Raw genomic sequence first — 25,397 nt, 5'->3', positions numbered from 1 at the left:
GGCGGGTGTGCCGGACCTGGTGTGTTGGAGGCTGAGGCAGGGCGCGTCGGGCCCGGTGTGTGGGGACCGAGGCGGACGCGTCGTCCGCGGTGTCCTGGAGGCCGAGGCAGGCGTGCTGGCCCCGGTGTCTTGTAGGCCGAGGCAGGGCGCGAGGGCCCCGGCGCCTTCGGTTTACAGACCGCCCGCCAGCAGCCGGTCCGGGGTGAGGGGCAGTTCTCGCAGGCGTAGGCCCGTCGCGTGGTGCACCGCGTTGCCGATGGCGGCGGCCGTGCCGACGATGCCGATCTCCCCGATCCCCTTGCTGCCCATGGGGTTGAGGTGGGGGTCGTCCTCGTCGATCCAGTGCGCCTCGATGGCGGGCACGTCCGCGTGGGCCGGTACGTGGTAGGCGGCGAGGTCGGCCTCGGTGAAGTCGCCGAAGGCCGCGTCCATGGTGCTGCCCTCGGTCAGCGCCATGCCGAGACCCATCGTCATCGCCCCGATGAACTGCGAGCGCGCGGTACGGGAGTTGAGGATGTGCCCGGCCGCGTAGACCCCGAGGAGGCGGCGCACCCTGACCTCCCCGGTCACCGTGTCCACGCCGACCTCGGCGAAGTGGGCGCCGAAGGCGTGCCGGGCGTAGTCGCTGTCCGCGTCGGCCTCGCCCTTGGTGTCGGCGGTGGCGCCGACGCCCTCCGGGGGCAGTTGCTGGTCCCGCTGTCCGGCCAGGCGTGCGGCCAGTCGCGTACAGGCCTCGTGGACGGCCCAGCCCCAGGAGGCCGTTCCGGAGGAGCCGCCCGCCAGCGGCGCGTTGGGAAGGTCGCTGTTGCCGATGTCGGTGCGTACGGAGTCCAGCGGGACGCCGAGCACGTCGGCGGCGACCTGGGCGAGCACGGTGCGGGCACCTGTGCCGATGTCGGTCGCGTTGACGCGGATCACGAAGCTGCCGTCGGGGTAGGCGTGCGCGCTCGCCCGGCTCGGTGCGACGACCACCGGGTAGGTGGCCGCGGCGACCCCGCTGCCCATGAGGACGGGGCCCTCCGTGCGTGAGCGGGGGCGCGGGTCGCGCTCGGACCAGCCGAAGCGGCGGGCGCCCTCGCGCAGGCATTCGGCGAGGTGGCGGCTGCTGAAGGGCTTGCCGGAGTCGGGCTCGGTGTCGGTGTCGTTGCGCAGGCGCAGTTCGACGGGGTCCATGTCGAGGGTCGCGGCGAGTTCGTCCATCGCCGACTCCAGGGCGTACATGCCGGGCGCCTCGCCGGGGGCGCGCATCCAGGAGGGGCTCGGCACGTCCAGGGGCACCACGCGGTGGGTGGTGCGGGCGTGCGGCGAGGGATACATGACGCGCGTGGCGGCGGCCGCCGTCTCCATGAACTCCTTGATGCGGGAGGTGTGCGCGGTCACCTCGTGGATCACGGACGTCAGCCTGCCGTCCCGCTCCGCGCCCAGCCGCAGCCGGTGCAGGGTCGGCGCGCGGTGGCCGACCACGGCCGCCATCTGGCGCCGCGGCAGGACGAGTTTGACGGGCCGTCCGGTCGCGCGGGCGGCCATGGAGGCAAGGACCACGTGCGGGCGCGGCGTGCCCTTGGAGCCGAAACCGCCGCCGACGTGCTCGGAGATGACGGTGATCTGTTCCTTGGGCAGCGCGAACAGGGACGCGAGGGTATCGCGGACGGTGGTGGCGCCCTGGCTGCTGTCGTGCACCGTCAGCCGCCCCTCACGCCACTGCGCGGTGGCCGCGTGCGGCTCCATGGGGTGGTTGTGCAGCGGCGGCACCCGGTAGGTGACGTCGACGCGGGAGGGCGCGGAGTCGAAGGCGCCTTCCGCGTCGCCGCGGACGTGCTCTCCCGATGTGCCGTCCTCGTCCTCGGGCACGTAGGCCTCGGGGTGGTCGGCCTTGAGGGTGACGTCGTGCGGTTCCTCGGTGTAGGTGACGCGGACGGCCGCCGCGCCTTCGCGCGCCGCCTCCAGGCTGTCGGCGACGACCAGCGCGACGTACCAGCCGCGGTGCGGCACCCGCGCGTCCTGCAGCACGCCGAGCGTCGCGTCGTCCGGCTTCTCCAGGCGAGGCGCGTTCACGTGGGTGAGGATCTCGACGACGCCGGGCACCTCCCGGGCCGCCGTGTCGTCGACGGCGCTGACGGAGCCGCGCGCCACCGTGGCGGGCACCGGCCAGGCGTAGGCGCACCCTTCGGGGGTGTGCTCGGCGGCGTAGAGGGCGGCCCCGGTCACCTTCTGGGGGCCCTCCCTGCGCTCGGCGGGCGCTCCGAGGGCGTTGACGGTGTCCGGCATGGGAATCTCCCTGGAAGCGGAGGGCAGGCGGGGCTGGGTTCAGGCGACGGGGGGCGAGTCCGCCAGGTGCCGAAGGACGTCACACGCGAGGTCGCGGGCCAGCCGCACCTTGAACGCGTTGTCGTGCAGCGGCTCGGCCGCGGCGAGCTCGGCGTCCATGGCCGCCTCGAACGCCTGGTCGCTCGCCGCGCCGCCGCGCAGTTCCTCCTCGGCGCGCCGGGCGCGCCAGGGCCGGTGGGCCAGGCCGCCGAACGCGATGCGCGCCTGGCGTACGACGGAGTCCTCGACGTCCAGGACCACGGCCACCGAGGCGAGCGCGAAGGCGTACGAGGCGCGGTCGCGGGCCTTGCGGTAGGCCGAGGGCAGTCCCGCCGTCGCGGGCGGGAGCAGCACTCCGGTGATCAGCTCGCCGGGCGCGATCTCGGTGTCCTGCTCCGGCCGGCCGCCGGGCAGGCGGTGGAACTCGGCGACGGGCAGGGTGCGCCGGCCCCGTACGCCGTGCAGCTCCACCTGGGCGTCGAGCGCGGCGAGTGCGACCGCCATGTCGGAGGGGTGCGTGGCGATGCACTGCGGTGAGTGGCCGAGGATCGCGTGGTCGCGGTGGACGCCGTCGCGTGCGCCGCAGCCGGTGCCGGGCTCGCGCTTGTTGCACGGCTTTCCCAGGTCCTGGAAGTAGGGGCAGCGGGTGCGCTGGAGGAGGTTGCCGCCGGTCGTGGCGACGTTGCGCAGCTGGCCCGACGCTCCCGCGAGCAGGGCCCGGGAGAGCACCGGGTAGCGCTCGCGCACCAGCGGGTGGGCGGCGAGGTCGCTGTTGCGCACCGTCCCGCCGGCCCGGACGGACCCGTCGGGCAGCTCCTCCACCGCGTCCAGCGGCAGCCTGCTGACGTCGATCAACGTCCCGGGGCGTTCGACGCCCAGCTTCATCAGGTCGACGAGATTGGTGCCGCCGGCCAGATAACAGGAGCCGGGGCGGCCCGCGTGGGCGGCGGTCGCCTCTTCGACGCTGTAGGCGCGCACGTACCGGAAGGGCTTCACCGGGTCACGTCCTCGACGGCCTCGACGATGTGCGGATAGGCGCCGCAGCGGCACAGGTTGCCGCTGAGCCGCTCACGGATCTCGTCCCGGGTCAGCTCCACGGGGGCCCCGGTGTCCGCGCTCGGATCGGTCACATGCGAGGCGTGGCCCGCAGCAGCCTCGGCCAGGGCGCCGACGGTCGAACAGATCTGACCGGGGGTGCAGTAGCCGCACTGGAAGGCGTCGCGCTCCAGGAAGGCACGCTGTACGGGGTGCAGGCCCTGGCCGTCGCCGTCGCGCAGCCCTTCGACGGTGGTGATGTCGCACCCCTCGTGGGCGACGGCGAGCAGCAGGCAGCTGTTGGCGCGCCTCCCGTCGACGAGGACGGTGCAGGCACCGCACTGCCCGTGATCGCAGCCCTTCTTGGCGCCGGTGAGACCCATCTGCTCGCGCAGGACGTCGAGCAGCGTCGAACGGTGGTCGACGGTGGGACGGCAGGGCGTGCCGTTCACCGTCAGGGGCACTTGCGACCGGTACACATCGGTCCCCATGGCGCTCTGCTCCCTCGTCGAAGCGGGATCTGCGGTTGACCGCGTAACCAGCCTGAGTCAGGACACACGTTCCGGCATGTCGTGCGCGCCCGCGGGCCGCCGCTCACGGCCCGCGGACGCGTCACTTCACGTCACGTACGTCACGGCTTGCGGGCGAGGCCGCCGTGCTCGCCGATGGGCTCCGGGGTGGGGGAGTCGGGGGCGGGGCGCCAGAAGGGGACCGAGACCACACCGGGGTCAAGGAGTTCCAGGCCGTCGAAGAACGCCGTGATCTGGTCGACGGGGCGCAGGAAGTAGGGGACGGCGCCCGTCTCGTTGTAGGCGTCCTGGGCCTGTTCGTAGGTGGCATCGGTGCCTCGGGAGCCGTCGTTGATGGAGAGATAACTGCCGGAGGGCAGGCCGTCCACCAGGCGGGTGACGATGGCACGCGCCTGGTCGTAGTCAGCGACGTGGCCCAGGATGTTGCTGAGGATCAGCGCGGTGGGGCGGGAGAGGTCGAGCGTCTCGGCCGCGGCCGCCAGGATGCGGTCCGGGTCGGAGAGATCGGCGTCCACGTACGCCGTCGCGCCCTCGGGCGTCGAGGTCAGCAGGGCGCGGGCGTGCGCGAGGACCATCGGGTCGTGGTCGACGTACACGATCCTGGTGCTTGGATCGATCCGCTGGGCCACCTCATGGGTGTTGTCCACGGTTGGCAGACCGGTCCCGATGTCCAGGAACTGCCCGATGCCCGCCTCCGACACCAGATAGGTGATGTTGCGGCGCAGGAACGCGCGGCTGCTGCGGGCGACGGTGACGATGCCGGGGAAGACGGCGCTGTAGGCGTCACCGGCCTCCTCGTCGACGGGGTAGTTGTCCTTCCCGCCCAGCCAGTAGTTCCAGATCCGGGCCGAGTGCGGCACCGATGAGTCGATCTTCTGATGCGCCGCAGGTCCGGGCGTCGTGGCGTGGTCGGTCATGGGTAGCGTCCGTCTTTCCACCGAGGCGAGAACTGTTCAACGCACAACCTACGTCCCAACGGTACGAACGCGTACACCAGTTCAAGCTCTCGGCGCGTTCTCTACCTGTTCCGCTATCCGAAAGAACCGGCCGGCTTTTCGTCCGCAGGACCTCGCGTCGGCCCTATGGCAGGACCCCGCCCCCTCCGCGAGGATGTCCCCCTTCGCGCGGGCGCCCCGTCGGGCTCTGTGGGGTCTCGGCGTCCGGGAAGGAGGGCAGCGCGATGGGATTGCATGCGGCGGGCCGGCGGCGTAGGCCGGTCGTGGCTGTGGCGCTCGGTGGTGCGTTGGTTGCTGCCTTGTTGTCCATTCCGAGTGCCGGGGGAGCTCCCCGCTCGGCCGATGCCTGTGGCAGCGTCGGGGTCGAGCTGCCGCGGGGCGACTGTGGGCCGTTCTGGCAGGTCGTGGCCGAGGACTTCAACGGTGACCGGGTGCCGCTGGGCGCTTTCAGTGACTGTGACCATCATGCCGATACCTCCGCCGCGTACTGCGACGGTCTCGAAGGTGCCTACCGCGACAACTGGTGGGCCTACCCGACCGGTTGGCGTGACACCTCCAACGACCGCGGCCGTGACGTCGTCGGTGTCTACCACCCGGAGGACACCGTGAGCGTGGGCCCTGCGGAGAATGGCGACGGCCGTATGCGCGTCCGGATGTGGCGGCCCGCCGACGGAGGTCCCGTGCACGCCGCCGCTGTCGTACCGCGCGCCGTCATGCAGATGAAGTACGGCAAGTACAGCGCCCGCATCAAGGTGACCAAGCCGGCCCCCGGCTACAAGTCGGCCTGGCTGCACTACGGCGGAGGCTGCGAGATGGACCACCCCGAGGGCAACTGGTCCGGATCCCTCACCGCCTTCCATCATCCGTGCGGCGGCGGCGAACAGGGTTACTTCCGCGGCGCCGACAAGTGGACCGAATGGCACACGGTGTCGACCGAATGGACCCCGGGGCATGTGCGCTTCTTCGTGGACGGACGGGAGACCGGACACGACACCCGGGGCGTCCCCGACCGGCCGCTGTCCTGGATCCTGCAGAACGAGAGCGCGCTGGAAGGGCCTGGCGCGGCGCCCGGCAGCAGCGCGCAGCTGGAGATCACCTGGGTCGCCGCCTACGCGTACGACTGGAAGTAGGCCGGGAGGGCACCCGAGTACTGCCATGGGGCGGGGGTGGCAGGCTTACGCGCCCGCGAACGGTGAGGTTTCAGCGGGAGCAGTTCGGCAAAGCGTACAAATATGGTGCAAATCGGCTACACGATGATGACCGAGCAAGCTGGCCCCCGTGCGCTCGTCGACGACCTCGTCGCGGCGGAGCAGGCCGGGTTCGACTTCTCCGTCACCTCGGACCACTACTTCCCCTGGCTCGACTCGCAGGGGCACGCGCCCTACGCGTGGAGCGTGCTCGGCGCGGCGGCGCAGGCGACCTCGCGGATCCCGCTCATGACGTACGTGACCTGCCCGACGGTGCGCTATCACCCGGCCGTGGTGGCGCAGAAGGCCGCGACGATGCAGCTGCTCTCCGAGGGCCGCTTCCGGCTCGGCCTCGGCTCGGGCGAGAACCTCAACGAGCACGTCGTCGGCGCGGGCTGGCCTGCGCCGCAGGTCCGCCTGGAGATGTTGGAGGAGGCGGTGGACATCATCCGCGCGCTGTTCACCGGCGACAACGTCAACCACCAGGGCACCCACTTCGACGTGTCGAACGCCCGCCTGTGGGATGTCCCCGACAAGCTGCCGCCCATTGGAGTGGCTGTTTCCGGCGGTCGGTCCTGCGCGCTGGCCGGGCGCAAGGCCGACCTGGTCATCGCCACCGAGCCCAAGGGCGACCTGGTCGAATCCTTCGACCGGCACGGCGGCAGCGGCAAGCCCCGCGTCGGTCAGCTGCCCGTCTGCTACGACACCGACAAGGACGCGGCCATCGCCCGCGCCCACGACCAGTTCCGCTGGTCGGTCGGCGGCTGGCCCGTCAACTCCGAACTGCCCGGCCCTTCCGGCTTCGCGGGCGCCACTCAGTTCGTCACCCGCGAGGACATGGCGAAGCAGGTCCCGTGCGGCGACGACGTCGACACCTTCGTGGACGCCGTACGCCCCTTCGTCGATGCGGGCTTCACGGAGGTCGCCCTCGTCCAGGTGGGCGGCGACCAGCAACGCCCCTTCATCGACTGGGCGGAGAAGAAGCTGCTGCCCGCGCTGCGCGATCTCTGAGCAGGTCGCGCGACCTCTGAGCAGCTCTGAGCAGTTCGGGTGCCGTCACCCCCAGATACCTGCCCGCACATCGGGTACCCGTGATCACACATCAGGCCCCGCGATCCCACTGGAGCACAGCGTGAACGACACACCCGACCCGGCAACCCCCACCGTGCAGTCCGACTCCCCGGACCTGGTGCAAGTGGTACTCGGCGAGTGCTCCGCGGCCGACGCGGACGCCGTCTTCGGGGTGCTGCGCGCCCACTTCCCCTCCGACCGCGGCGAGGACGCGCCCCACCGCACGGAACAGCCCCGCCCCGCCGTCTGGACCGGCGGGTTCCTCGCCGCCGACAGTCCGGGTCCGGTGCGCGGTGTGCTGCTCGCGGGGCCCGTCACCGCCGACCTCCAGGGCAGCCCGGTGGCGGTGGACCGGCTGCGGTCCACGCTCGAATCGGCCTTCGTCGTCTCGCCGAGGGGCAACGTGTCGGGCGACCAGGAGGTGCAGGTCCAACTGCGCCTGACGGGCGCCGAAGAGGGCGAGCCGCCGCTGCCGGGCCACTGAGCGGCAGCGCGGATTCCGGCGGGGGCTACGCGCCTCCGTCGAACATGCCGACCAGGCCGTGCGGCGCGTCGTCGCCGAAGAGGAGCTCGTGGAGCTGGGCGCCGTCGGTGGCGGCGGCGGCGCTGCGGGGGAACATGGCCTGCTCGTACGAGGTGAGGGCGGCCTCTATGCCTCGCGGGTGGGTGGCGATGGCCTTGCCGAGTTCGGCGCCGTCGTACATGGCGAGGTTGGCGCCCTCGCCGTTCGGCGCCGCGAGGTGGGCGGCGTCACCGAGCAGGGTCACGCCCGGCACGCGCTCCCACCGGTGCGCGGCGGGCAGGTCGTTGAGCGTGCGCAGGACCGGGGCGGTCTCGCCGTCGGTGATCAGTGCGGTGAGCTCGGGCGCCCAGCCGTCGAATTCCTGCGCGATCCGTGCGGTGGCCGACGCGGCATCGGTGAAATTGATGGCGGCGAACCACTCCTTCGGTTCGGTGAGCGCCACGTAGGTGTGCAGGGTCCCGCCGCTTTCCCGGTGTGCCTGGATCCCCTTCCCCGGCGCGAGCGCGAACAGCGATCCGCCGCCCACCGCTTTCGCGGCGGCCGGGTGCCGGGCGTCGGCGTCGTACAGATAGGTCTCGACGAACGATCTGCCGATGTACTCGGGCGTGGCGTCGGAGAGCAGTGGCCGCACCCGCGACCAGGCGCCGTCCGCGCCGATCAGCAGACCCGTGACGACGCTGCTGCCGTCGGTGAAGGCTACTTCGTGGCGGCTGTCGCCCAGGGAGCGAACCCCACTGACCTTGTGGCCCCACCGGACGGTGCCGTCCGGGAGGGAGTCGAGCAGCATCTGGCGCAGCGCGCCGCGCTGCACCTCGGGGCGTCCGCGTGCGCTGTCGTCGTCGTACAGGACGGTGCCGTCCGTGGCCAGGACCCGTGTCGCCTCGCGGCCCTCCAGGATGAGGTCCCGGAACTCGTCCATGAGGCCCGCGGCCTGGAGCGCCGGTTGGCCGGTGTCGTCGTGGATGTCGAGCATCCCGCCCTGTGACCGGGCCGTGGGTGAGGCCTCCGCCTCGTAGACCGTGGCCGCGATGCCGTGGATGTGCAGGACGCGGGCGAGGGTCAGACCGCCCAGGCCGGCGCCGATGATCGCGATGTCGGTGGTGTGCGTGTTCATGGGGGCTCCTCTGGTCATGCGCCTCCCGGGTGGCCTCCGACGGAGCAGCACCTCTGGAATGACGTTCCACAAACGTTCCACCAACACACTGGAACCTCGTTCCAGAGATGTCAAGCTGGAACGAGGTTCCAGAGATATGCCAGGATGTGTGCATGGCAACGAGGACGCGTCGTGCGGAGCGACGAGAGGAACCGCTCTCCCGGGAGCGCATCGTCGAGGCGGCGATCGCACTGCTCGACTCGGCGGGCGAGGGCGGGCTCACCTTCCGCGTGCTGGCCGAGCGCCTCGCCACGGGCCCCGGAGCGATCTACTGGCACGTCGCGGGAAAGGAGGAGCTGCTCAACGCCGCCACCGACGCCGTCATCACCCGGACCGTGGCCGCCGGCACCACCGAGGCGACGCCGCGAGAGGCGATCCGCGCCCTCGCGCTCGGCGTGTTCGACGCGATCGAGGCGCATCCGTGGGTCGGCACACAACTCTCCCGCGCTCCGGGGCAGTCGCCGATGCTGCGGGTCTTCGAACACATCGGTCGCCAGGTCCAGGCGCTCGGCGTCCCCCGCCAGGACCAGTTCACGGCCGCGTCCGCGTTCCTGAACTACATCCTCGGCGTGGGCGGCCAGAACGCGGCCGACGCCCGCGCCCACCAGGCACGCCGACCCGACACCAGCCGCACCGACTTCCTCGACGCCGCCGCGGCCGCGTGGTCCGCTCTCGACCCCGAGGAGTACGCGTTCCTCCGCAGCGTCGCCGATCAGCTACGCGTGCACGACGACCGGACGGAGTTCCTCGCCGGGATCGACCTCATCCTGACCGGCATCACCGCCGGTCACTGATCGGTCGGGCCGTACCAGACCGTCGTGGCGTTGCAGAACTCGCGGATGCCGTGGCCCGCCAGCTCACGTCCGTAGCCCGAGCGCTTGATGCCGCCGAAGGGCAAGCCGGGGTGGGAGGCGGTCATGCCGTTGAAGAAGACGCCGCCCGCCTGGAGGTCCTGTACGCAGCGTTCGATGTCCGCGTCGTCGCGCGTCCACACGTTCGAGCTGAGCCCGAACGGCGAGTCGTTGGCCAGGGTGACGGCCTCGTCCAGGTCCGCCACGCGGTAGAGCGTGGCCACCGGGCCGAACGCCTCCTCGCGGTGGATGCGCATGTGCTCGGTCACGTCGGCGAGGACGGTGGGGGAGTAGTACCAGCCCCGCTCCTGCTCCTTGGGGCGCTGCCCGCCGCACAGTGCGGTGGCGCCATGGGCGAGCGCGTCGTCGACGAGCTCCTCCAGATCGGCGCGGCCCTGTTCGGTGGAGAGCGGACCGATGTCCGTGTCCTCGCTCGCCGGGTCACCGACGGTCAGCTCCCGCATGCCCGCGACGAACCGGTCCCGGAAGGCGTCATAGACGTCGGTGTGCACGATGAAGCGCTTGGCGGCGATGCAGGACTGTCCGTTGTTCTGCACCCGGGCGGTCACCGCGGTCGCGGCGGCACGCTCGACGTCGGCGCTCGGCAGCACGAGATAGGGGTCGCTGCCGCCCAGTTCCAGGACGGTCTTCTTGATCTCGTCACCCGCGGTGGAGGCCACCGAGCGTCCTGCCGGTTCGCTGCCGGTGAGGGTCGCGGCGACCACCCGCTCGTCGCGCAGGATGGCCTCGACGGCGCCCGAGCCGATCAGCAGCGTCTGGAAGCAGCCCTGGGGGAACCCGGCGCGGCGGAAGAGATCTTCGAGGTACAGGGCGGTCTGCGGCACGTTCGACGCGTGCTTGAGCAGACCGACGTTGCCCGCCATGAGGGCGGGGGCGGCGAACCGTACGACCTGCCACAGCGGGAAGTTCCACGGCATCACCGCGAGCACGACGCCCAGCGGGCGGTAGCGCACGATCGCCCGGCTTGCCCCGGAGTCCTCCACGTCTTCCTGCGCGGGGTGCTCGTCGGCCAGCAGCCCCTCGGCGCGCTCGGCGTACCAGCGCATGGCCTTCACACACTTGGCCGCCTCGGCCCTCGCCGCCTTGATGGGCTTGCCCATCTCGGTGGTCATGGTCCGGGCGATGAACGCGTTGTCCTCCTCCAGCAGATCGGCCGCCCGGTTCATGAGCCGGGCACGCTCGGCGAAGCTGCTGGTGCGGTGCTCGCCGAACGCGGCGTGGGCCGCCGCCACACGGCGCATGACCTCGGCGTCCTCGAGCGGCTCGAAGGTCTCGAGCGTCTCACCGGTGGCGGGATTGACCGTGGCGATGGGCATGCCGTTCCTCCTCAAGACGCCTGACGCGAGTGCGAGGGGCCCTCGTGGGGCTCCTCCCAGGAATTCGCGCGCGGCTGGGGCTCCTGCGGTGGGTTGGGGCGTCGGGTGACCTGCCGCCGTCCGAACCAGAAGAGGGCGAGCAGCACAAGGACGATCACCACGCCGATGATCAGCAACAGTGACGAGGATCCGCCTGCGGCGAGGGTCATGTACGGCCTCCGAATTCACCCTAGAGCGACCTGCGCGGGGAAGCATGCGCAGGACTTGCGGGTGCCCTGACATGCGGAGCGCACACTTCCCCCGCCCGCGTCGGATCAGAGGATCTCCAGCGGCTCCTTGCGGACCGGCGCCGGGAACGCGGCGTCCAGAGCCTTGAGGTCCGCCTCGGTGAGGCTGACGTCGAGAGCGCCGTGGTTCTCCTCCACGTGCGCCGGGGTGGAAGCCTTCGGGATGGCGATGACGTCGTCGTGCCGCAGCACCCAGGCGAGCGCCACCTGCATCGGGGTGCAGCCGTGCGCGGACGCCACGGACTCCAGGGCACGCTGACCGAGCAGGCGCCCCTGCTCCAGCGGTGAGTACGCCATCAGAGGCACCGCACGCTCACGGCACCAGGGAAAGAGGTCGTACTCGGGGCCGCGGCGGGTGAGGTTGTAGAGCACCTGATCGGTCTGCGGAAGGGCGCCCTCGGGGAGTTCCGAGAGGTCGTCGACATCGAGGTTGCTCACGCCCCAGGCGCCGATGCTGCCGCGGCTCACCAGACCTTCGAGGGCCTCGACGGTCTCGGCGAGGGGCACCCCACCCCGCCAGTGCAGCAGGTACAGGTCGATCCGGTCGGTGCCCAGGCGGCGCAGGCTGGCCCGGCAGGCGTCGACGGTGCCGCGGGCGTCGGCGTTCGACGGCAGCACCTTGCTCACCAGGAACACCTCGTCCCGCCGCCCGCGGATCGCCTCGCCGACCAGCTCCTCCGAGGCGCCGCTGCCGTACATCTCGGCGGTGTCGATCAGCGTCATGCCCAGGTCCAGGCCCCGGCGGAGGGAGGCGAGCTCCTCGGCGCGGCGCGCGGGATCGTCGCCCATGCGCCAGGTGCCCTGGCCCAGGGCGGGCACGCTCACACCCGAGGGGAACGTCACCGTCTTGGCCACTGTCATCGCATGTCCCTTCTCGTGTCTCTGTGCGTACGTCTGCGCGTGCGGGCCACGGACGTCACGCCGAGAACTTCACACTGCCCGACGCCGACGCACAAGCGATCACCACCAGTACGCGGGATAGCGCGGCGCGCCGGGCCGGGCACACGAGGCCGCCCATCCCGCGAGGACGACCACGACGACCGCCCCGGCCAGCAGCGGCACGAACGTCGCCGGCCGGGGATGGTGCAGGACGATGACGACCGCGGTGGCGCAGGCCGGCGAGTGCGGGGTGCGCGCCACGGTCATCACGGCGAGGCCGATGCCCGCGGCCAGCGCCGCGGCCCACGGGGCGCTGCCGAGCACCGCCAGGATCGCGTACCCGACACCGGCGCACAGCAGATGGCCCGCGATCACACTGCGCGGCTGGGCAAGGGCCAGCCCGGGGGCGCTGTGCACGATCGCAGCGGAGGCCGCCAGCGGGGGTATGAGCACCGGCTCGTGGACGACGGAACCGACCGCCACCAGGGCCAGCAGCACCGCGGTGACGGCGCTGATGTTGTGCAGGGTGGTGCTCGTCGGCGGCGGGGCGGGGGCGCGGCCCGCCAGGCGGGGCAGGATGCGGGGACGGACAGGGGGAGTGGGGCGCGGCGAGGCAGGCGCGGGCGGCGCCTCGATGATTTCGTCGGTGCTCAAGTAAGGACGTTCCGGACTTCAGCCGGCGGGAGACCCGGACGGCGGGATGACAAAGGGCAGGAGTCGCCACGGCCGCCCCTGCGGTCGGCAGGGAGCGCGGGCAGCATCGGCGGCCCGGGGTCGGGGCGTCCGCGTACTCACCCAAGATCCTACGAAGCCCGGTCGCGGGACCTGCGGCCAGGTCCCGCGATCACCGCCCTGACCAGGCGTGACACGGAATCAGCGGTGTGCCCTTCCGGCCGGTTGCGCGGCGTCGGGCGCACTGTGCGGCTCGCTGGGAGCACCAGCACCTACACCAGCACCGGCGCCAGCTCCGGTGCTGCCCGCGCCCCGCAGCCGCGCGAAGGAGAAGAAGGCCGCCGCCGCCATGACGGTGGCCGCCCCGATCGCGGCGTAGCCCATGCCGTGGGTGAAGGCGTCGCGCGCGGCCGACAGCACGCTCCGCGCCGTCTCGGCCGGGAGGTGCGAGGCCACGGTCGTCGCCCCGCCCAGGGTTTCGCGCACCGCGTCGGCCTGCGGGATGCCGGCCGGCAGGGCGTCGGCCATGTCGCGGCTGTAGACCGCCGCGCCGATGGAGCCGAGGATCGCCATGCCCAGGGCCCCGCCCAGCTCCTGGCCCGACTCCAGGACGGCCGCCGCCGAACCCGCACGCTCCGGAGGGGCGGCTCCCAGGGCGAGCTCGTTGGCGAGCGTCATGGCGGCGACCAGGCCGCCCGCGTAGACCGAGGCCGCGGCCAGGGTGACCCAGAGAGCCGTGTCGGTGTGCACCTGGGTCAGCCAGAGGAATCCGCAGGCGGAGATGAGGAAGCCGCCGCCCATGACATACGCGCGGTCGACACGCTGCGCGAACACCGCCGCGGTCGGAGCCATGACGGCCATGCCCGCCGCCGGCACCATGCTCCACAGGGCGGCCTCGAAGGGGCTCATGCCGCGGACGGACTGCAGATACTGCGTGAGGAAGACGGCCATGCCCACCGTGGCGAACATGGCGAGGAGATTGGCGACCATCGGGCCGCCGAAGGCCCGGCGGCCAAGGAGCCCGAGGTCGATCATCGGGTGCGCCAGACCCTGCTGGCGCCGCACGAAGACGTAGCCGAGCACAAGACCCGAGGTGACGCCGAGGGCGGGCAGGGGCTCATAGCCGTGCTGGGCCATCTCCTTGATGCCGTAGATGACCGGGAGCAGGGCGGCGAGGGAGAGCACCGCGCTCAGGACGTCGAAGCGGCCCTCTTGCGGCGACTTGAACTCCGGCACCAGGAACGGCACCAGGGCGAGCAGCAGCACCATCGCGGGCAGATTGATCAGGAAGACCGAGCCCCACCAGAAGTGTTCCAGGAGCAGACCGCTGACCACCGGGCCCAGCGAGATGCCGGTGGTCATGACGGCCGTCCACACGGTCACCGCCTTGCGGCGCTGCTTCTCGTCCCAGAAGAGGTTGCGGATCAGGGCGAGCGTCGAGGGCATCAGGGCGGCGCCGCCGAGCCCGAGCAACGCCCGTACGGCGATGAGCAGTTCGGCCGAGTGCGCGTAGGCGGCGGCGACCGAGGCGGCGCCGAAGACGGCGGCGCCCGTGAGGACCAGCGTGCGCCGGCCGATCCGGTCGCCGAGGGCGCCCATGGTGATGAGCAGCCCGGCGAGGACGAAGCCGTACATGTCCAGGATCCACAACTGCTGCGTGGCGCTGGGCTCCAGGTCCTGGCTGATGTAGGGAATCGCGAAGTAGAGGATCGAGACGTCCATCGAGACCAGCAGCAGCGGCAGCATCAGGACGCCGAGGGCGGACCATTCCTTGCGGCCCGCGAGGGGGCCGGGGGTGTTCTCCATGACCGACACGCAATCGGGTCGACGCGTACGCCGCAAACAATGGCCTAGTGCACCTCCGTTCATGCCGCTGCTGTACTGGGGGAGTGGGGATGAAGTGCACTAGTACAGTGCGGTCATGGCCACCGATCCGCCCTATCTCCGTATCGCACGAGACATCCGTCACCGGATCGACTCCGGCGCTCTCGCCCCGGGCGACCGTGTCCCCTCCACCCGGCACATCACCCAGGAATGGGGTGTCGCGATGGCGACCGCCACGAAGGCGCTCGCCGCACTGAAGCAGGAGGGTCTGGTGCGCGCCGTGCCCGGTGTCGGCACGGTCGTGGCGGAGCCCGTGCGCGAACGCCGTGCCGCGTCGGGGCAGGGGCTGACGCGTGAGCGCATCATCCGCTCCGCGATCGCGTTCGCCGACGCGGAGGGTCTGGCGGCGCTGTCCATGCGGCGCGTCGCGGCCGAGTTCGGGGTCTCCACCATGGCCCTGTACCGGCATGTCCCGAGCAAGGGTGAGCTCGTACGGCTGATGTCCGAGACGGTGTTCAGCGAGGAACCGTCGGGTCCGCGGCCGCACGGCTGGCGGGCCCAACTGGCGCAGGAGGCGCGGTGGTTGTGGCAACGCTACGAGCGTCACCCCTGGCTGGGGCGGGCCATGGCCGGGCTGACCCGGCCGATGGCCTCCCCTCATGCGATGCGCTACACGGAGCGGGTCCTGGCCGCCCTGAGCGGGCTCGGGCTCTCGCCGTACCAGATGATCCATGTCCATCTCACGCTGCTGGGGTACGCCCAGGGAGTCACGCTGGCCATGGAGCTGGAGTCCCAGGCGCGGCAGGACACCGGCATGACCCCCGAGGAGTGGATGGCGTCGAACGAGCCCCGCATGGACGCGATCCAGTCCAGCGGGGCCTATCCGGTCCTCTTCGACCTCTTCGGCGACGACGACTTCGATCTCGAACTGGGCACGCTCTTCGAGTTCGGGCTCCAGCGTTTCCTGGACGGGGTCGAGGCGCTCATCGCCAAGCAGTGAGCGCAGTCGTCACCGCACCAGGCAGGGGCGCTTGTTGTCGAACTGCCAGTCGGGGATGAGGTGGCGCATGCCGGTGGCGTCGTCGCGTGCGCCCAGGGCCTTCTCCTTGTAGAGGTCGTGGGCCGCAAGGAGCCGGTCCATGTCGAGCTCGACGCCGAGACCGGGTGCTTCGGGTACGACGATCTCCCCGTCGACGATGCGGGGCGGGGTGGTGGTGAGGCGCTCCAGGCCCTCCTGCCAGATCCAGTGGGTGTCCAGGGCGTTGTAGTCGCCGGGGGCCGCGGCCCCGCAGTGGGTGACCATGGCCAGGGAGATGTCGAAGTGGTTGTTGGAGTGGCATCCCCAGGTGAGACCCATGGCGTTGCACAGCTGTGCCACGCGTACGGAGCCCTGCATGGTCCAGAAGTGCGGGTCGGCCAGGGGTATGGAGACTGCCTGCAGGGCCAGGGCGTGGGTCAGTTGGCGCCAGTCGGTGGCGACCATGTTGGTGGCGGTCGGCAGTCCGGTGGCGCGGCGGAACTCGGCGAGGACCTCACGGCCCGAGTAGCCGCCCTCGGCGCCGCAGGGGTCCTCCGCGTAGGCGAGGGTGTCGGTCAGGGGAGCGCACAGCTCGATCGCCTCGCGCAGGGACCAGGCGCCGTTGGGGTCGAGGGTGATGCGGGCCTGGGGGAAGCGGTCCTTCAGGGCGCGTACGGCCGCGACTTCCTGGGCGCCTTCCAGGACGCCGCCCTTGAGCTTGAAGTCGCGGAAGCCATAACGGTCGTAGGCGGCCTCGGCCTGCCGGACGATCGCCTCGGGGGTCAGGGCCTCCTCGTGCCGGATGCGGTGCCAGTCGACGGGGGCGTCGGGCTCGCGGACGTAGTCGAGGTCGGTGCGGTCGGGGTCGCCGACGTAGAAGAGGTAGCCGAGCACGCGTACGGAGTCGCGCTGTTGTCCGTCGCCGAGCAGCGCCGCCACGGGCACCTCCAGGTGTTGGCCCAGGAGGTCGAGCAGCGCGGACTCGACGGCGGTGACGGCGTGGACGGCGGTGCGCAGGTCGAAGGTCTGGGCGCCCCGGCCGCCGGAGTCGCGGTCGGCGAAGCGGTCGCCGATCTCGCGCAGGACGCGCTTGTAGTCACCCAGGCGGGCGCCGACGACGAGGGACTCGGCGTCGCGCAGGGTCTGGGTGATCTTCTCGCCGCCCGGTACCTCGCCCAGGCCGGTGCGGCCGTCGGAGTCCTTGAGGACCACGATGTTGCGGGTGAAGTAGGGGCCGTGGGCGCCGGAGAGGTTGAGCTCCATGCAGTCCCGGCCGGCGACCGGGTAGACGCTGAACGCGGTGACGGTCGGCTGCCTGTTCATGATCGGCGATTCCTTGGGTGTGAGAGCGGGGGTGGGATGTAAGGGGGGCGGGGGTCAGAGGCTCAGGACGTCCAGGGCCCACTCCACCGCGAGGACGCCGCCGAGGCCGAGGATCGCGAGCACCGTCGTATAGGTGGTGCGGACCTTGATCGCCTCGATGACCGAGAGGTTGAAGTACTCCTTGAACAGCCAGAACCCGGGGTCGTTGACATGGGAGAAGGCGATCGATCCGCAGGAGACGGCGAGCACGAGCATCTCGGGGTGGATGCCGCTGCCCGCCAGGAGCGGCAGGACGACACCGGAGGCGGTGACGACGGCGACCGTGGCGGAGCCGAGGGCGATGCGCAGGATCACCGCGATCAGCCACGCGAGGATGAGCGGTGAGATGGCCCAGCCGTCGGTGGTGTCCTTGATGTGGTCGGAGATGCCGCCTTCGACGAGGACGTTCTTGAAGGCGCCGCCCGCTCCGATCACCAGGAGGATCATGGCCATGGCCTTGGCCGCGGACGTACAGGAAGCGCTGACGTCGGAGAGGCTGCGGCCGATGCGCGGCCCGAACGCCCAGATCGCCAGGAGGAGGGTCAGGAGCAGGGCGATCGGTGCCGAGCCGATGAAGGTGACGAAGTGCAGGAACGGGCTCTCGGCGGAGGTGGCCATCTCGGTGACCGAGGCGCCCGCGATCAGTACGACGGGGAAGAGGGCCACGGCCAGGGACCAGCCCATGCCGGGCATTTCCTCGTCGGTGAACTCGTGCTCGCTGACCAGGCCCGTGGGGATGGTGGGGTTCATCGCCTTGACGAACGGAAGCCGGGGCCACGCCAGTGCGATCAGCGCGCCGGCGGGTATCGCGATGAACAGGCCGTAGACCAGGGTCAGTCCGACGGAGGCGTGGAACGTGGCGGCCACGGCGGTGGGGCCGGGATGCGGCGGCAGGAAGCTGTGCATCGTGGAGAGCGTGATCGACATCGGAAGCCCGATCCACAGCAGCTTCGCGCCGGTGACGCGTACGAGGGTGAACGCGATGGGCACGATGATGATGAAGGCGACTTCGTAGAACATGGTGACGCCGATGAGCATGGACGTGACCACCATGGCCACCTGCACCCAGCGCGGTCCGAACGCGTCCAGCATCTTGTTGGCGATGCGCTGGGCGGCACCGGAGTCCCCCATGACACGGCCGACCATGGCGCCGAGCCCGATGACCAGCATCGTGTCGCCGATCTGGCCGCCGATGCCCTCGGAGAGGACGTCCGGGATCGTGGCCACCGGTATCCCCTGCACCAGCGCGACGCCGACCGCCACGAGGAGCAGGGCGGCGAAGCCGTTCAGTTTCAGGCGGGTCATGAGGAACAACAGGATCAAGACGCTGACCCCGACTACGACGAGCGGCATTTCAGTTCCCCTTTGAACTGTGGTTCAAGTCGGTGTGGGGGGTGGGGAGTTCAGCAAGGGCAGGGCGTTCAGGCCCTGCTGCGAGGGGCCGAGACCAGCTCGAGTCCGGCGTTCAGGACCTTCTCCAGGTCGGCGATGTCGGCCGGTCCGGGGTCGGTGAGGGGCGCGCGCACCGGGCCGACCGGCAGGCCGCGCAGCCGGGCGGCGGCCTTGACCAGGGCGACGGCGTAGCCCGGCGCCCGGTCGCGCAGTTCGACCAGGGGGACGTAGAACTCCCGCAGGAGCCGGTCCACCGCCGTGTCGTCCCGCTGCCGCAGCGCGGCGAAGAACGCGTCGGCGATCTCGGGGGCGAAGGCGTGCACGGCGGAGGAGTAGGCGGGTACGCCGACGGTGGCGTAGGCGCGGGCCTGGATCTCCGCGGTGGCGGCGCCGTTGAAGAAGAGGAAGTCCTCGGGGGCGGCCAGGGTCAGGCGCTGCAGCCGGTCGAGGTCGCTGTGCCCGTCCTTGAGGCCGATGACGGTGGGGATGTCGGCGATCTCGCGCAGGGCGTCGGCGGTGAAGGTGACCTGGCCGCGCTGGTAGGCGATGAGGGGCAGCCGGGTGCCGGCGGAGATGCGGCGCAGCTGTTCCACCAGGCCGGCCTGCGAGGCCTCCACCAGGTAATGGGGCATCACCAGGAGGGCGTCGGCGCCCTCTTCCTCGGCGATCCTGGCGAACCGCAGGGACTGGGCCCACCCGTATCCGGTGCCCGCCACCACCGGCAGGCGGCCGTCGGCGGCCTCGACGGTGATCCTGACGACCGTGCGGTACTCCTCCTCGTCGAGTGAGAAGAACTCGCAGGTCCCGCACGCGGGGAACACCGCACCGGGCTCCGTCGCCAACTGGGCGGTCAGGTAAGTCCGGTAGGCCTCCGCGTCGAGGCTGCCGTCGCTTCCCATGCTCGTGAGGGGGAAGGACAGCACGCCGCGTGCCATGCCTTCCCGCAGTCGGCGGGCGATGTCCTGGGGCGTCGTACTGAGCTTGTCCATGCTGAGCGCGCTCACGAATCTCATCTCTATATGCAGATGACGTCCACGTATGAGAATGGAGGCTAGAGTCATGAACGACCGGGGTCAATGGCCGGACGCCGCGGATCTACGATGGGCGCATGGCGCAGAGCGAGACGGCCCCCGGAGCGGTCCCCGGGGCGGGCCCTGGGGTGGATTCCGGGGCGGGCGCGGGCGTCCGCGGAGTGAAGTCGGCGCTGCGCACCGTGGCGCTCCTGGAACTGCTCGCCGAGCGCGCCGACCGGCCCGCCCGCCTGGACGAGCTCGCCGAGGAGTTGCGCGTGCCGCGCAGCAGCATGTACCAACTGCTGCGCACCCTCGTCGACTGCGGCTGGGTGCGCACGGACACCACCGGATCCCTCTACGGCATCGGGATCCGCACCCTGCTCACGGGCACGAGTTATCTGGACGGTGACGCGCGGGTGCGTGCCATCCGCCCGTATCTGGACGAGGCCTCGGACGCCCTGGGCGAGACGATCCACCTGGCGCGGCTCGATGGCCCGCATGTGGTGTACCTCGCCACCCGTGAGTCGCACGAGTATCTGCGCACCATCAGCCGGGTCGGCCGCCGGGTCCCCGTGCACGCCGGAGCCCTGGGAAAAGCGCTGCTCGCCGAGCGCCTGGACGGCGAACTCCCGCTCCCTGACGGCCCGTTGGAGTCCTGCACCCCGAGCACGCACACCGACCGCGCGGCCCTGATCGCCGACCTCGGACGCGTGCGTGAGCGCGGCTACGCCATCGACCGCGAGGAAACGGTGACCGGCATCGCCGGCTTCGGATTCGCCCTGCGGTACGACGCCCCGGCCGTCGACGCCATCAGTTGTTCGGTGCCCGTGGCCCGGCTCACCGACGCACACCAGAGCCGCGTCGTGTCCGTCATGCAAGAAATCCAGACGAAGATCGAAAGCCTGCAGTCGCCCGTCTCGGGCGCTCCCGACTGGCGCTGACCGCCCGAAGCGGACCGGTGGACGGCGGCAGGGCTCCGACTTGATAGGCAAGTCCTCACTTGCCTATGGTGGTGGTCATGTCGGACGATGTGTTCAAGGCGCTGGCCGACCCCACCCGTCGGTACATCCTTGACGGGCTGGTGGAACGGGACGGTCAGACCCTGTTCGAGATATGCGCCAGGCTGGTGAACAACTACGGTCTCGGGCTGTCCCGCCAGGCGATCAGCCAGCATCTGGCCGTCCTGGAGTCCGCCGGCCTGGTCCGTTCGCGACGCGAGGGCCGCTACAAGTTCCACGACCTGAACACCGAACCGCTTGAGCACATTGTGACCCGATGGCTCAGGCCCCAAGCACCGGAGCACACACCATGAGGATCCACCTGACCAGCGTTTTCGTCGATGACCAGGAGAAGGCCGCGCGCTTCTACACCGACGTGCTCGGCTTCGTGAAGAAGCATGACGTCCCCGTCGGCGAGGACCGGTGGCTGACCGTGGTCTCGCCGGAGGACCCGGACGGCACGGAACTGCTCCTCGAGCCCTCCGGCCATCCCGCCGTGCAGCCGTACAAGACGGCACTGGTCGCGGACGGCATCCCGGTGACCTCCTTCGCCGTGCAGGACGTGGCCACCGAGTACGCCCGGCTGCGTGAGCTCGGCGTGACGTTCACCCAGGAGCCGACGGAGATGGGCCCGGTCACCACCGCGGTGTTCGACGACACCTGCGGCAACCTCATCCAGATCCAGCACGGCGGTTAAGTCGGTGGCGCGCCGGGCCCGCGCGGACGACCATGGCCCGCATGAGCGAGCGACCTGAACGCTGGAGCAAGGCCACCACCTACCCCGACATGTGGGCGGACCCGGAGGACGACCCCCGCAACAGCGACGGAGTCAGTCCGGACGGCGAGCCGGCGACCTTGCGGGACTTCCTGACCAGTTACCGCATGACCCTGAAGATGAAGTGCGAGGGCCTGGACGCGGAGCAACTGGCCCGGCGCTCGGTCCCGCCGTCGACGCTCTCGCTGCTCGGGCTGCTGCGCCACCTCGCCGAGGTCGAACGGGACTGGCGCAACTGGATCAGGGACGGCGAGCCCCTGCCGAAGCTGTACGGCGAGCGCGACGCCGACTTCCACGGTGCCGTCGGCGAGCAGGCCGTGGTCGATGCCGCGTATGCCGACCTGGCGCGCGAGCAGGCGGCACTGGACGCCGAACTGGCCGAGCACCCCGACCTGGGCGAGCGCCTGGGGAAGGACGGCTTCGCCGTCCGCGAGCTGATGGTGCACCGGATCGAGGAGTACGCCCGCCACTGCGGGCAGGCCGACCTGTTGCGCGAATGCATCGACGGCAGGGTGGGACAGTGACGCGTGATGCCAGGCCAGGTGTCAGGTGTCAGGTGTCAAGTGCGAAGGGGCTGGGGTGACTGGATGACGGAAATGCCCTGCTCATAGGCTTTCGCGGTATGCGCCACCTGTGTTCGTTCCTGTCCCTGTCCCGCCCTCATGCGCCGATCGGTGGCAGCTCCCCGTCCTTGACGGTCGGCTACCGAGCCGTGTGCGCATTGTGCGAAGATCCGGAGACCGTTTGACAGCCGTTGCGGCATAGTCACAGCGGAAATGCCGAAGGCAACGGCCGCATGGCCAGGCGAACTTACCGGGTGGGAAGGGCGGGAGAATTGCGGTGGCGTCACAGCCATGGACTTCCGGCGTGCGTTCGGCCGGCGCAAGTGACTCTGCGGCGGCCCGTCAGTTGTCGCCGCCGCTGGTGCTGCTGGTCGAGGACGATCCCGGCGACGCACTCCTGGTCGAGGAGCTCGTAGCCGACAGCGCCCTGAAGATGCGGCTGCAGTGGGTGCGTTCCATGGCCGAGGCGCGTGAGTCACTGACCATGGAGGTGCCGGACTGCGTGCTGCTCGACCTGCACCTGCCGGACGCCCAGGGCCTCGAAGCCGTCTCCATGATCCGGTCCCGCGCCGAGCAGGTCGCGATCGTCGTGCTCACGGGCCTCGCCGAGGAGGAGACCGGCTCCGCCGCCGTGGCCGCCGGAGCCCAGGACTACCTCGTCAAGGGCCGCGTCGAACCGGAACTGTTCGGCCGGGCCGTGCGCTACGCGATCCAGCGCAAGCAGACCGAGCAGGCAGCCGTCGCCCTGCAGGCCAGCCACATGCAGGCACAGGAGAACGCCCGCCTGGAGCGCGGACTGCTGCCCAGGCCGCTCCTGAACAGCGCGGGCGTGGAGGTCGTGGCCCGCTACCGCCCCGGCCGCGCCCAGGCTCTGCTGGGCGGCGACTTCTACGACATCGTCCAGGGCGCGGACGGCACCGTCCACACGCTCATAGGGGACGTCTCCGGCCACGGCCCCGATGAGGCCGCCCTCGGCGTCGCCCTGCGCATCGCCTGGCGCACCCTGGTGCTCAGCGGCGTCACCGGCGCCGAGCAGGTGGGCCGACTCGAGGAGATCATGCTGGCCGAGCGGGTCAAGCCGTATGTCTTCGCCACGCTGACGAGTCTCTCCGTGCCGGTCGGGGCGGCGCACGCGCAGGTGACGCGCGCGGGCCACCCCGGAATGCTGCTGCGCAGCGCGGAGGGCGGTGTCGAGTGGGTGGAGACGTCCGGAGGCCCGGCCCTGGGCGTCGCACCCGGTGTCTCGCTCTGGCCGGTCGAGCAAGTGGCCCTGCCCGCGGGGTCGGCCCTGGTGCTGTTCACCGACGGCCTTTTCGAGGGGCACATAGGAAACGGACGCGAGCGACTGGGCGAAGAAGGGCTGCTGGGGCTCGCGCGCGAGCTGGGCGACCTGGAACCCGAGACATTCGTCGACACGCTGATCCAGCGCGCCGAAGACCTCGCCGAGGAGCAGGGCGGCCTGGCCGACGACGTGGCCGTGGTTCACCTGCACTGGCACGGGGACAAGGAAGGCCCGACGAGATCTGTCGTCGAGGGCCGGTACAAGAGCAGCATCGGAGAACAGCGCCGTGGTTGAGACGACGAGCAGGACACGGATCGGCCGGCGGCTGACCGTGCAGGGATGGTTCCAGCTGGTGCTGGCCCTGATGGTGCTCCTGGTGGTGGCCGGCACCGTGATCGGCGTCCGGCTGCTGGGGCAGACCGCGGACGTGACGGACAAGTTGGTCGACCGCCTGCAGCCGGCCCGCACGCAGACCTACCGCCTGCAGGCCGCCCTGGTGAACCAGGAGACCGGTGTCCGGGGCTACGCCATCACCGCCGACCGGCAGTTCCTGCAGCCCTACACCCAGGGCAAGCGGGACGAGGTCCGCGCCGCCGCCGAACTCCGCAGGCTCCTCGCGGACCAGCCACAGTTGCTGGCGGACCTCGACACGGTCCAGCGGGAGGCGGCGGACTGGCGGCGCGCCTACGCCCAGCCACTGGTGGACGAGGTCACACCCGGCCGGCCACGCGCCGTCGCCGATGAGGACACCAAGCGCGGCAAGGAGGTCTTCGACCAGATCCGCACCGCATGGGCCACGCAGAACTCCGATCTGGCCGCGGCCGTCGACGACGGCAAGGACGAGCTGGACAGCTCGCGCACGGTGCGCACCGTGATCCTGGGCGCCATGGTCGTGGTCTTCGTACTGGCCGGGATCATCCTGGCGTTCCTGGTGCGCGCGCTGGTGGTCCGGCCCCTGGACGCGCTGCGCGTCTCGTCCCGCCAGGTGGCGCGCGGTGATTTCGACCACGTCATCACGATCGACGGCCCTGCGGACCTCAGGGCGGTGGCCGCGGACGTCGAGGGCATGCGGCAGCAGATAGTGGAGGAACTGGGCGCCTCACGCAGCCGGCGCGACGCGCTGACCAAGCAGGCGGCCGAACTGGACGCCCAGGCGGTGGAACTGCGCCGCTCCAACGCCGAACTGGAGCAGTTCGCCTACGTCGCCTCCCACGACCTGCAGGAGCCCCTGCGCAAGGTCGCCTCCTTCTGTCAGCTCCTCGAGAAGCGGTACGGGGACACACTCGACGACCGCGGCAGGCAGTACATCGACTTCGCGGTCGACGGCGCCAAGCGCATGCAGGTCCTCATCAACGACCTGCTGACCTTCTCCCGCGTCGGGCGTCTCAACGACGCCAGTGTGCCCGTCGACCTCGACCAGGCCCTCGGCAAGGCACTGGCCAATCTGGAGACCTCCGTCCGTGACACCGGCGCGATCGTCGAACGCCCCGACAATCTCCCCGAGATCGTCGGCGACCCGACGCTCCTGACGATGCTCTGGCAGAATCTCGTCGGCAACGCCGTCAAGTTCCACCACCCCGAACGCACCCCGCGCATCCGGATCACGTGCGAGGAGGACGAGGACTCGGGCATCTGGAGCTTCAGCGTCACCGACAATGGCATCGGCATCCCCGAGGAGTTCGCGGAGAAGGTGTTCGTCATCTTCCAGCGCCTGCACGGCCGGGACGCCTACGGAGGCACCGGCATCGGCCTGGCGCTGTGCAAGAAGATCGTCGAGCATCACGGCGGACACATCTGGATCGACAGCGGACAGGACGAGGGAACGCGCCTGTGCTTCACTCTGCCGTCCGAGGCCGGGACCGACGCCGACACTGACACCGCCGAGAACGCCACCGAGAACACCGCATCCCGCAACGAGGAAAAGGCCCTGACATGACCACCCCTGATGCCGCGCCGATCGACGTGCTCCTCGTGGAGGACGACCCGGGCGACGAGCTGATGACGCGCGAGGCGTTCGAGGACAACAAGATCCGCAACAACCTGCACGTGGTGCGGGACGGCGAGGCGGCGCTCGACTTCCTCTACCGGCGCGGCGAGCACACCTCGGCGCCGCGTCCCGATCTGATCCTGCTCGACCTCAACCTCCCCAAGTACGACGGGCGCCAGGTCCTGGAGAAGATCAAGTCGGACCCGGACCTGCAGGACATCCCGGTGGTGGTGCTCACCACGTCGGCGGCGGAGGAGGACATCCTGCGCAGCTACAAACTGCACGCGAACGCCTACGTCACCAAGCCGGTCGACCTGGACCAGTTCATCGCCGCGGTACGGCAGATCGATGACTTCTTCGTCCAGGTGGTACGCCTGCCACGCCGCCAGTAGATT

25 protein-coding genes are annotated in these 25,397 nt (G+C 70.8%); 12 read left to right on the top strand and 13 right to left on the bottom strand.

Features of this window, described 5'->3' with window-relative positions; translation table 11 throughout:
* Positions 1 to 171: 171 nt before the first annotated feature.
* From AB0M70_RS34610 to AB0M70_RS34595, 4 genes are all read right to left on the bottom strand, one after another.
* Positions 172 to 2,268: a xanthine dehydrogenase family protein molybdopterin-binding subunit gene (locus AB0M70_RS34610; RefSeq protein WP_365826449.1), complete on the bottom strand. Its 2,097-nt coding sequence runs from the start codon at positions 2,266 to 2,268 to the stop codon at positions 172 to 174.
* A gap of 39 nt (positions 2,269 to 2,307) precedes the next feature.
* Complete coding sequence (locus AB0M70_RS34605) at positions 2,308 to 3,303, bottom strand: xanthine dehydrogenase family protein subunit M (RefSeq protein WP_365826447.1); 996 nt, start codon at positions 3,301 to 3,303, stop codon at positions 2,308 to 2,310.
* Positions 3,300 to 3,833: a 2Fe-2S iron-sulfur cluster-binding protein gene (locus AB0M70_RS34600; RefSeq protein WP_365826445.1), complete on the bottom strand. Its 534-nt coding sequence runs from the start codon at positions 3,831 to 3,833 to the stop codon at positions 3,300 to 3,302. The genes AB0M70_RS34605 and AB0M70_RS34600 overlap by 4 nt, the downstream gene beginning before the upstream one ends.
* Positions 3,834 to 3,973: 140 nt before the next feature.
* On the bottom strand, positions 3,974 to 4,789 hold the full coding sequence (locus AB0M70_RS34595) for an SAM-dependent methyltransferase (RefSeq protein ID WP_365826443.1): 816 nt from the start codon (positions 4,787 to 4,789) through the stop codon (positions 3,974 to 3,976).
* Positions 4,790 to 5,130: 341 nt separating this feature from the next.
* Here AB0M70_RS34595 and AB0M70_RS34590 point away from each other — a divergent pair, with 341 nt between their 5' ends.
* The 3 genes from AB0M70_RS34590 (at position 5,131) to AB0M70_RS34580 (ending at position 7,570) form a co-directional block, all read left to right on the top strand.
* Positions 5,131 to 5,958, top strand: a complete 828-nt coding sequence (locus tag AB0M70_RS34590) for a glycoside hydrolase family 16 protein (protein ID WP_365826441.1) — start codon at positions 5,131 to 5,133, stop codon at positions 5,956 to 5,958.
* Between the two features lie 102 nt (positions 5,959 to 6,060).
* Positions 6,061 to 7,026 carry an LLM class F420-dependent oxidoreductase gene (locus AB0M70_RS34585; protein WP_365826439.1) on the top strand — a complete coding sequence of 322 codons (966 nt, stop codon included), beginning with the start codon at positions 6,061 to 6,063 and terminating at the stop codon, positions 7,024 to 7,026.
* A gap of 121 nt (positions 7,027 to 7,147) precedes the next feature.
* A complete protein-coding gene (locus AB0M70_RS34580; protein WP_365826437.1) occupies positions 7,148 to 7,570 on the top strand; it encodes a hypothetical protein in 423 nt (140 codons plus the stop codon).
* 25 nt (positions 7,571 to 7,595) lie between these two features.
* Here AB0M70_RS34580 and AB0M70_RS34575 read toward each other — a convergent pair whose 3' ends face one another.
* Complete coding sequence (locus AB0M70_RS34575) at positions 7,596 to 8,723, bottom strand: NAD(P)/FAD-dependent oxidoreductase (protein WP_365826435.1); 1,128 nt, start codon at positions 8,721 to 8,723, stop codon at positions 7,596 to 7,598.
* A gap of 152 nt (positions 8,724 to 8,875) precedes the next feature.
* Between AB0M70_RS34575 and AB0M70_RS34570 the strand changes: the two genes are divergently transcribed.
* On the top strand, positions 8,876 to 9,556 hold the full coding sequence (locus AB0M70_RS34570) for a TetR family transcriptional regulator (protein WP_365826433.1): 681 nt from the start codon (positions 8,876 to 8,878) through the stop codon (positions 9,554 to 9,556).
* Here AB0M70_RS34570 and AB0M70_RS34565 read toward each other — a convergent pair.
* The 5 genes from AB0M70_RS34565 to AB0M70_RS34545 form a co-directional block, all read right to left on the bottom strand.
* The gene (locus tag AB0M70_RS34565) at positions 9,550 to 10,950 is read right to left on the bottom strand and encodes an NADP-dependent succinic semialdehyde dehydrogenase (RefSeq protein WP_365826431.1); all 1,401 of its coding nucleotides are present in this window, start codon (positions 10,948 to 10,950) and stop codon (positions 9,550 to 9,552) included. The genes AB0M70_RS34570 and AB0M70_RS34565 overlap by 7 nt on opposite strands.
* An 11-nt stretch (positions 10,951 to 10,961) precedes the next feature.
* A complete protein-coding gene (locus AB0M70_RS34560; protein WP_365826429.1) occupies positions 10,962 to 11,159 on the bottom strand; it encodes a DUF6479 family protein in 198 nt (65 codons plus the stop codon).
* Between the two features lie 105 nt (positions 11,160 to 11,264).
* Complete coding sequence (locus AB0M70_RS34555) at positions 11,265 to 12,098, bottom strand: aldo/keto reductase (protein ID WP_365826426.1); 834 nt, start codon at positions 12,096 to 12,098, stop codon at positions 11,265 to 11,267.
* Between the two features lie 99 nt (positions 12,099 to 12,197).
* A complete protein-coding gene (locus AB0M70_RS34550) occupies positions 12,198 to 12,770 on the bottom strand; it encodes an HPP family protein (RefSeq protein ID WP_365826424.1) in 573 nt (190 codons plus the stop codon).
* Positions 12,771 to 12,989: 219 nt separating this feature from the next.
* Positions 12,990 to 14,594, bottom strand: a complete 1,605-nt coding sequence (locus AB0M70_RS34545) for an MFS transporter (RefSeq protein WP_365826422.1) — start codon at positions 14,592 to 14,594, stop codon at positions 12,990 to 12,992.
* Between the two features lie 115 nt (positions 14,595 to 14,709).
* On the opposite strand from AB0M70_RS34545, the gene AB0M70_RS34540 reads away from it, so the two are divergent.
* A complete protein-coding gene (locus AB0M70_RS34540) occupies positions 14,710 to 15,612 on the top strand; it encodes a GntR family transcriptional regulator (protein WP_365826420.1) in 903 nt (300 codons plus the stop codon).
* A 9-nt stretch (positions 15,613 to 15,621) separates the two neighbouring features.
* Here the strand turns inward: AB0M70_RS34540 and AB0M70_RS34535 are convergent, their stop codons facing one another.
* The 3 genes from AB0M70_RS34535 to AB0M70_RS34525 form a co-directional block, all read right to left on the bottom strand.
* The gene (locus tag AB0M70_RS34535; RefSeq protein ID WP_365826417.1) at positions 15,622 to 16,953 is read right to left on the bottom strand and encodes an enolase C-terminal domain-like protein; all 1,332 of its coding nucleotides are present in this window, start codon (positions 16,951 to 16,953) and stop codon (positions 15,622 to 15,624) included.
* 54 nt (positions 16,954 to 17,007) lie between these two features.
* Complete coding sequence (locus AB0M70_RS34530; protein ID WP_365826415.1) at positions 17,008 to 18,345, bottom strand: gluconate:H+ symporter; 1,338 nt, start codon at positions 18,343 to 18,345, stop codon at positions 17,008 to 17,010.
* Positions 18,346 to 18,413: 68 nt separating this feature from the next.
* The gene (locus AB0M70_RS34525) at positions 18,414 to 19,373 is read right to left on the bottom strand and encodes a 5-dehydro-4-deoxyglucarate dehydratase (protein ID WP_365826643.1); all 960 of its coding nucleotides are present in this window, start codon (positions 19,371 to 19,373) and stop codon (positions 18,414 to 18,416) included.
* Between the two features lie 119 nt (positions 19,374 to 19,492).
* Here AB0M70_RS34525 and AB0M70_RS34520 point away from each other — a divergent pair, with 119 nt between their 5' ends.
* From AB0M70_RS34520 to AB0M70_RS34490, 7 genes are all read left to right on the top strand, one after another.
* Complete coding sequence (locus AB0M70_RS34520; RefSeq protein WP_365826413.1) at positions 19,493 to 20,338, top strand: IclR family transcriptional regulator; 846 nt, start codon at positions 19,493 to 19,495, stop codon at positions 20,336 to 20,338.
* 77 nt (positions 20,339 to 20,415) lie between these two features.
* A complete protein-coding gene (locus tag AB0M70_RS34515) occupies positions 20,416 to 20,709 on the top strand; it encodes a metalloregulator ArsR/SmtB family transcription factor (RefSeq protein WP_365826411.1) in 294 nt (97 codons plus the stop codon).
* Positions 20,706 to 21,092, top strand: a complete 387-nt coding sequence (locus AB0M70_RS34510) for a VOC family protein (protein WP_365826409.1) — start codon at positions 20,706 to 20,708, stop codon at positions 21,090 to 21,092. Before AB0M70_RS34515 ends, AB0M70_RS34510 begins: the two co-directional genes overlap by 4 nt.
* A 32-nt stretch (positions 21,093 to 21,124) precedes the next feature.
* Entirely contained in the window at positions 21,125 to 21,694 is a 570-nt protein-coding gene (locus AB0M70_RS34505; protein WP_365826407.1) for a DUF664 domain-containing protein, read from the top strand.
* Positions 21,695 to 22,037: 343 nt separating this feature from the next.
* Positions 22,038 to 23,309 (top strand): fused response regulator/phosphatase, encoded by a 1,272-nt coding sequence (locus tag AB0M70_RS34500; RefSeq protein ID WP_365826405.1) that lies wholly within the window; start codon positions 22,038 to 22,040, stop codon positions 23,307 to 23,309.
* Between the two features lie 70 nt (positions 23,310 to 23,379).
* A complete protein-coding gene (locus AB0M70_RS34495; protein ID WP_365826641.1) occupies positions 23,380 to 24,951 on the top strand; it encodes a CHASE3 domain-containing protein in 1,572 nt (523 codons plus the stop codon).
* A complete protein-coding gene (locus tag AB0M70_RS34490; protein ID WP_365826403.1) occupies positions 24,948 to 25,394 on the top strand; it encodes a response regulator in 447 nt (148 codons plus the stop codon). Before AB0M70_RS34495 ends, AB0M70_RS34490 begins: the two co-directional genes overlap by 4 nt.
* Positions 25,395 to 25,397: the final 3 nt, after the last annotated feature.

Origin of the sequence: Streptomyces sp. NPDC051214, from assembly GCF_040682375.1 — a bacterium.
In the GTDB taxonomy this organism is placed as follows: Bacteria; Actinomycetota; Actinomycetes; order Streptomycetales; family Streptomycetaceae; genus Streptomyces.
Note: the sequence above shows the minus strand (reverse complement) of the source record. Positions and strands in the feature narration are given on the sequence as shown.

Bases quoted from the DNA above. Each gene is read 5' to 3' on its own strand.
- AB0M70_RS34610 (WP_365826449.1), bottom strand. From the start codon at position 2,268: ATGCCGGACACCGTCAACGCCCTCGGAGCGCCCGCCGAGCGCAGGGAG.
- AB0M70_RS34600 (WP_365826445.1), bottom strand. From the start codon at position 3,833: ATGGGGACCGATGTGTACCGGTCGCAAGTGCCCCTGACGGTGAACGGC.
- AB0M70_RS34595 (WP_365826443.1), bottom strand. From the start codon at position 4,789: ATGACCGACCACGCCACGACGCCCGGACCTGCGGCGCATCAGAAGATC.
- AB0M70_RS34585 (WP_365826439.1), top strand. From the start codon at position 6,061: ATGGTGCAAATCGGCTACACGATGATGACCGAGCAAGCTGGCCCCCGT.
- AB0M70_RS34575 (WP_365826435.1), bottom strand. From the start codon at position 8,723: ATGAACACGCACACCACCGACATCGCGATCATCGGCGCCGGCCTGGGC.
- AB0M70_RS34570 (WP_365826433.1), top strand. From the start codon at position 8,876: ATGGCAACGAGGACGCGTCGTGCGGAGCGACGAGAGGAACCGCTCTCC.
- AB0M70_RS34565 (WP_365826431.1), bottom strand. From the start codon at position 10,950: ATGCCCATCGCCACGGTCAATCCCGCCACCGGTGAGACGCTCGAGACC.
- AB0M70_RS34560 (WP_365826429.1), bottom strand. From the start codon at position 11,159: ATGACCCTCGCCGCAGGCGGATCCTCGTCACTGTTGCTGATCATCGGC.
- AB0M70_RS34555 (WP_365826426.1), bottom strand. From the start codon at position 12,098: ATGACAGTGGCCAAGACGGTGACGTTCCCCTCGGGTGTGAGCGTGCCC.
- AB0M70_RS34545 (WP_365826422.1), bottom strand. From the start codon at position 14,594: ATGGAGAACACCCCCGGCCCCCTCGCGGGCCGCAAGGAATGGTCCGCC.
- AB0M70_RS34540 (WP_365826420.1), top strand. From the start codon at position 14,710: ATGGCCACCGATCCGCCCTATCTCCGTATCGCACGAGACATCCGTCAC.
- AB0M70_RS34535 (WP_365826417.1), bottom strand. From the start codon at position 16,953: ATGAACAGGCAGCCGACCGTCACCGCGTTCAGCGTCTACCCGGTCGCC.
- AB0M70_RS34530 (WP_365826415.1), bottom strand. From the start codon at position 18,345: ATGCCGCTCGTCGTAGTCGGGGTCAGCGTCTTGATCCTGTTGTTCCTC.
- AB0M70_RS34525 (WP_365826643.1), bottom strand. From the start codon at position 19,373: ATGGACAAGCTCAGTACGACGCCCCAGGACATCGCCCGCCGACTGCGG.
- AB0M70_RS34520 (WP_365826413.1), top strand. From the start codon at position 19,493: ATGGCGCAGAGCGAGACGGCCCCCGGAGCGGTCCCCGGGGCGGGCCCT.
- AB0M70_RS34515 (WP_365826411.1), top strand. From the start codon at position 20,416: ATGTCGGACGATGTGTTCAAGGCGCTGGCCGACCCCACCCGTCGGTAC.
- AB0M70_RS34510 (WP_365826409.1), top strand. From the start codon at position 20,706: ATGAGGATCCACCTGACCAGCGTTTTCGTCGATGACCAGGAGAAGGCC.
- AB0M70_RS34505 (WP_365826407.1), top strand. From the start codon at position 21,125: ATGGCCCGCATGAGCGAGCGACCTGAACGCTGGAGCAAGGCCACCACC.
- AB0M70_RS34495 (WP_365826641.1), top strand. From the start codon at position 23,380: ATGGTGCTCCTGGTGGTGGCCGGCACCGTGATCGGCGTCCGGCTGCTG.
- AB0M70_RS34490 (WP_365826403.1), top strand. From the start codon at position 24,948: ATGACCACCCCTGATGCCGCGCCGATCGACGTGCTCCTCGTGGAGGAC.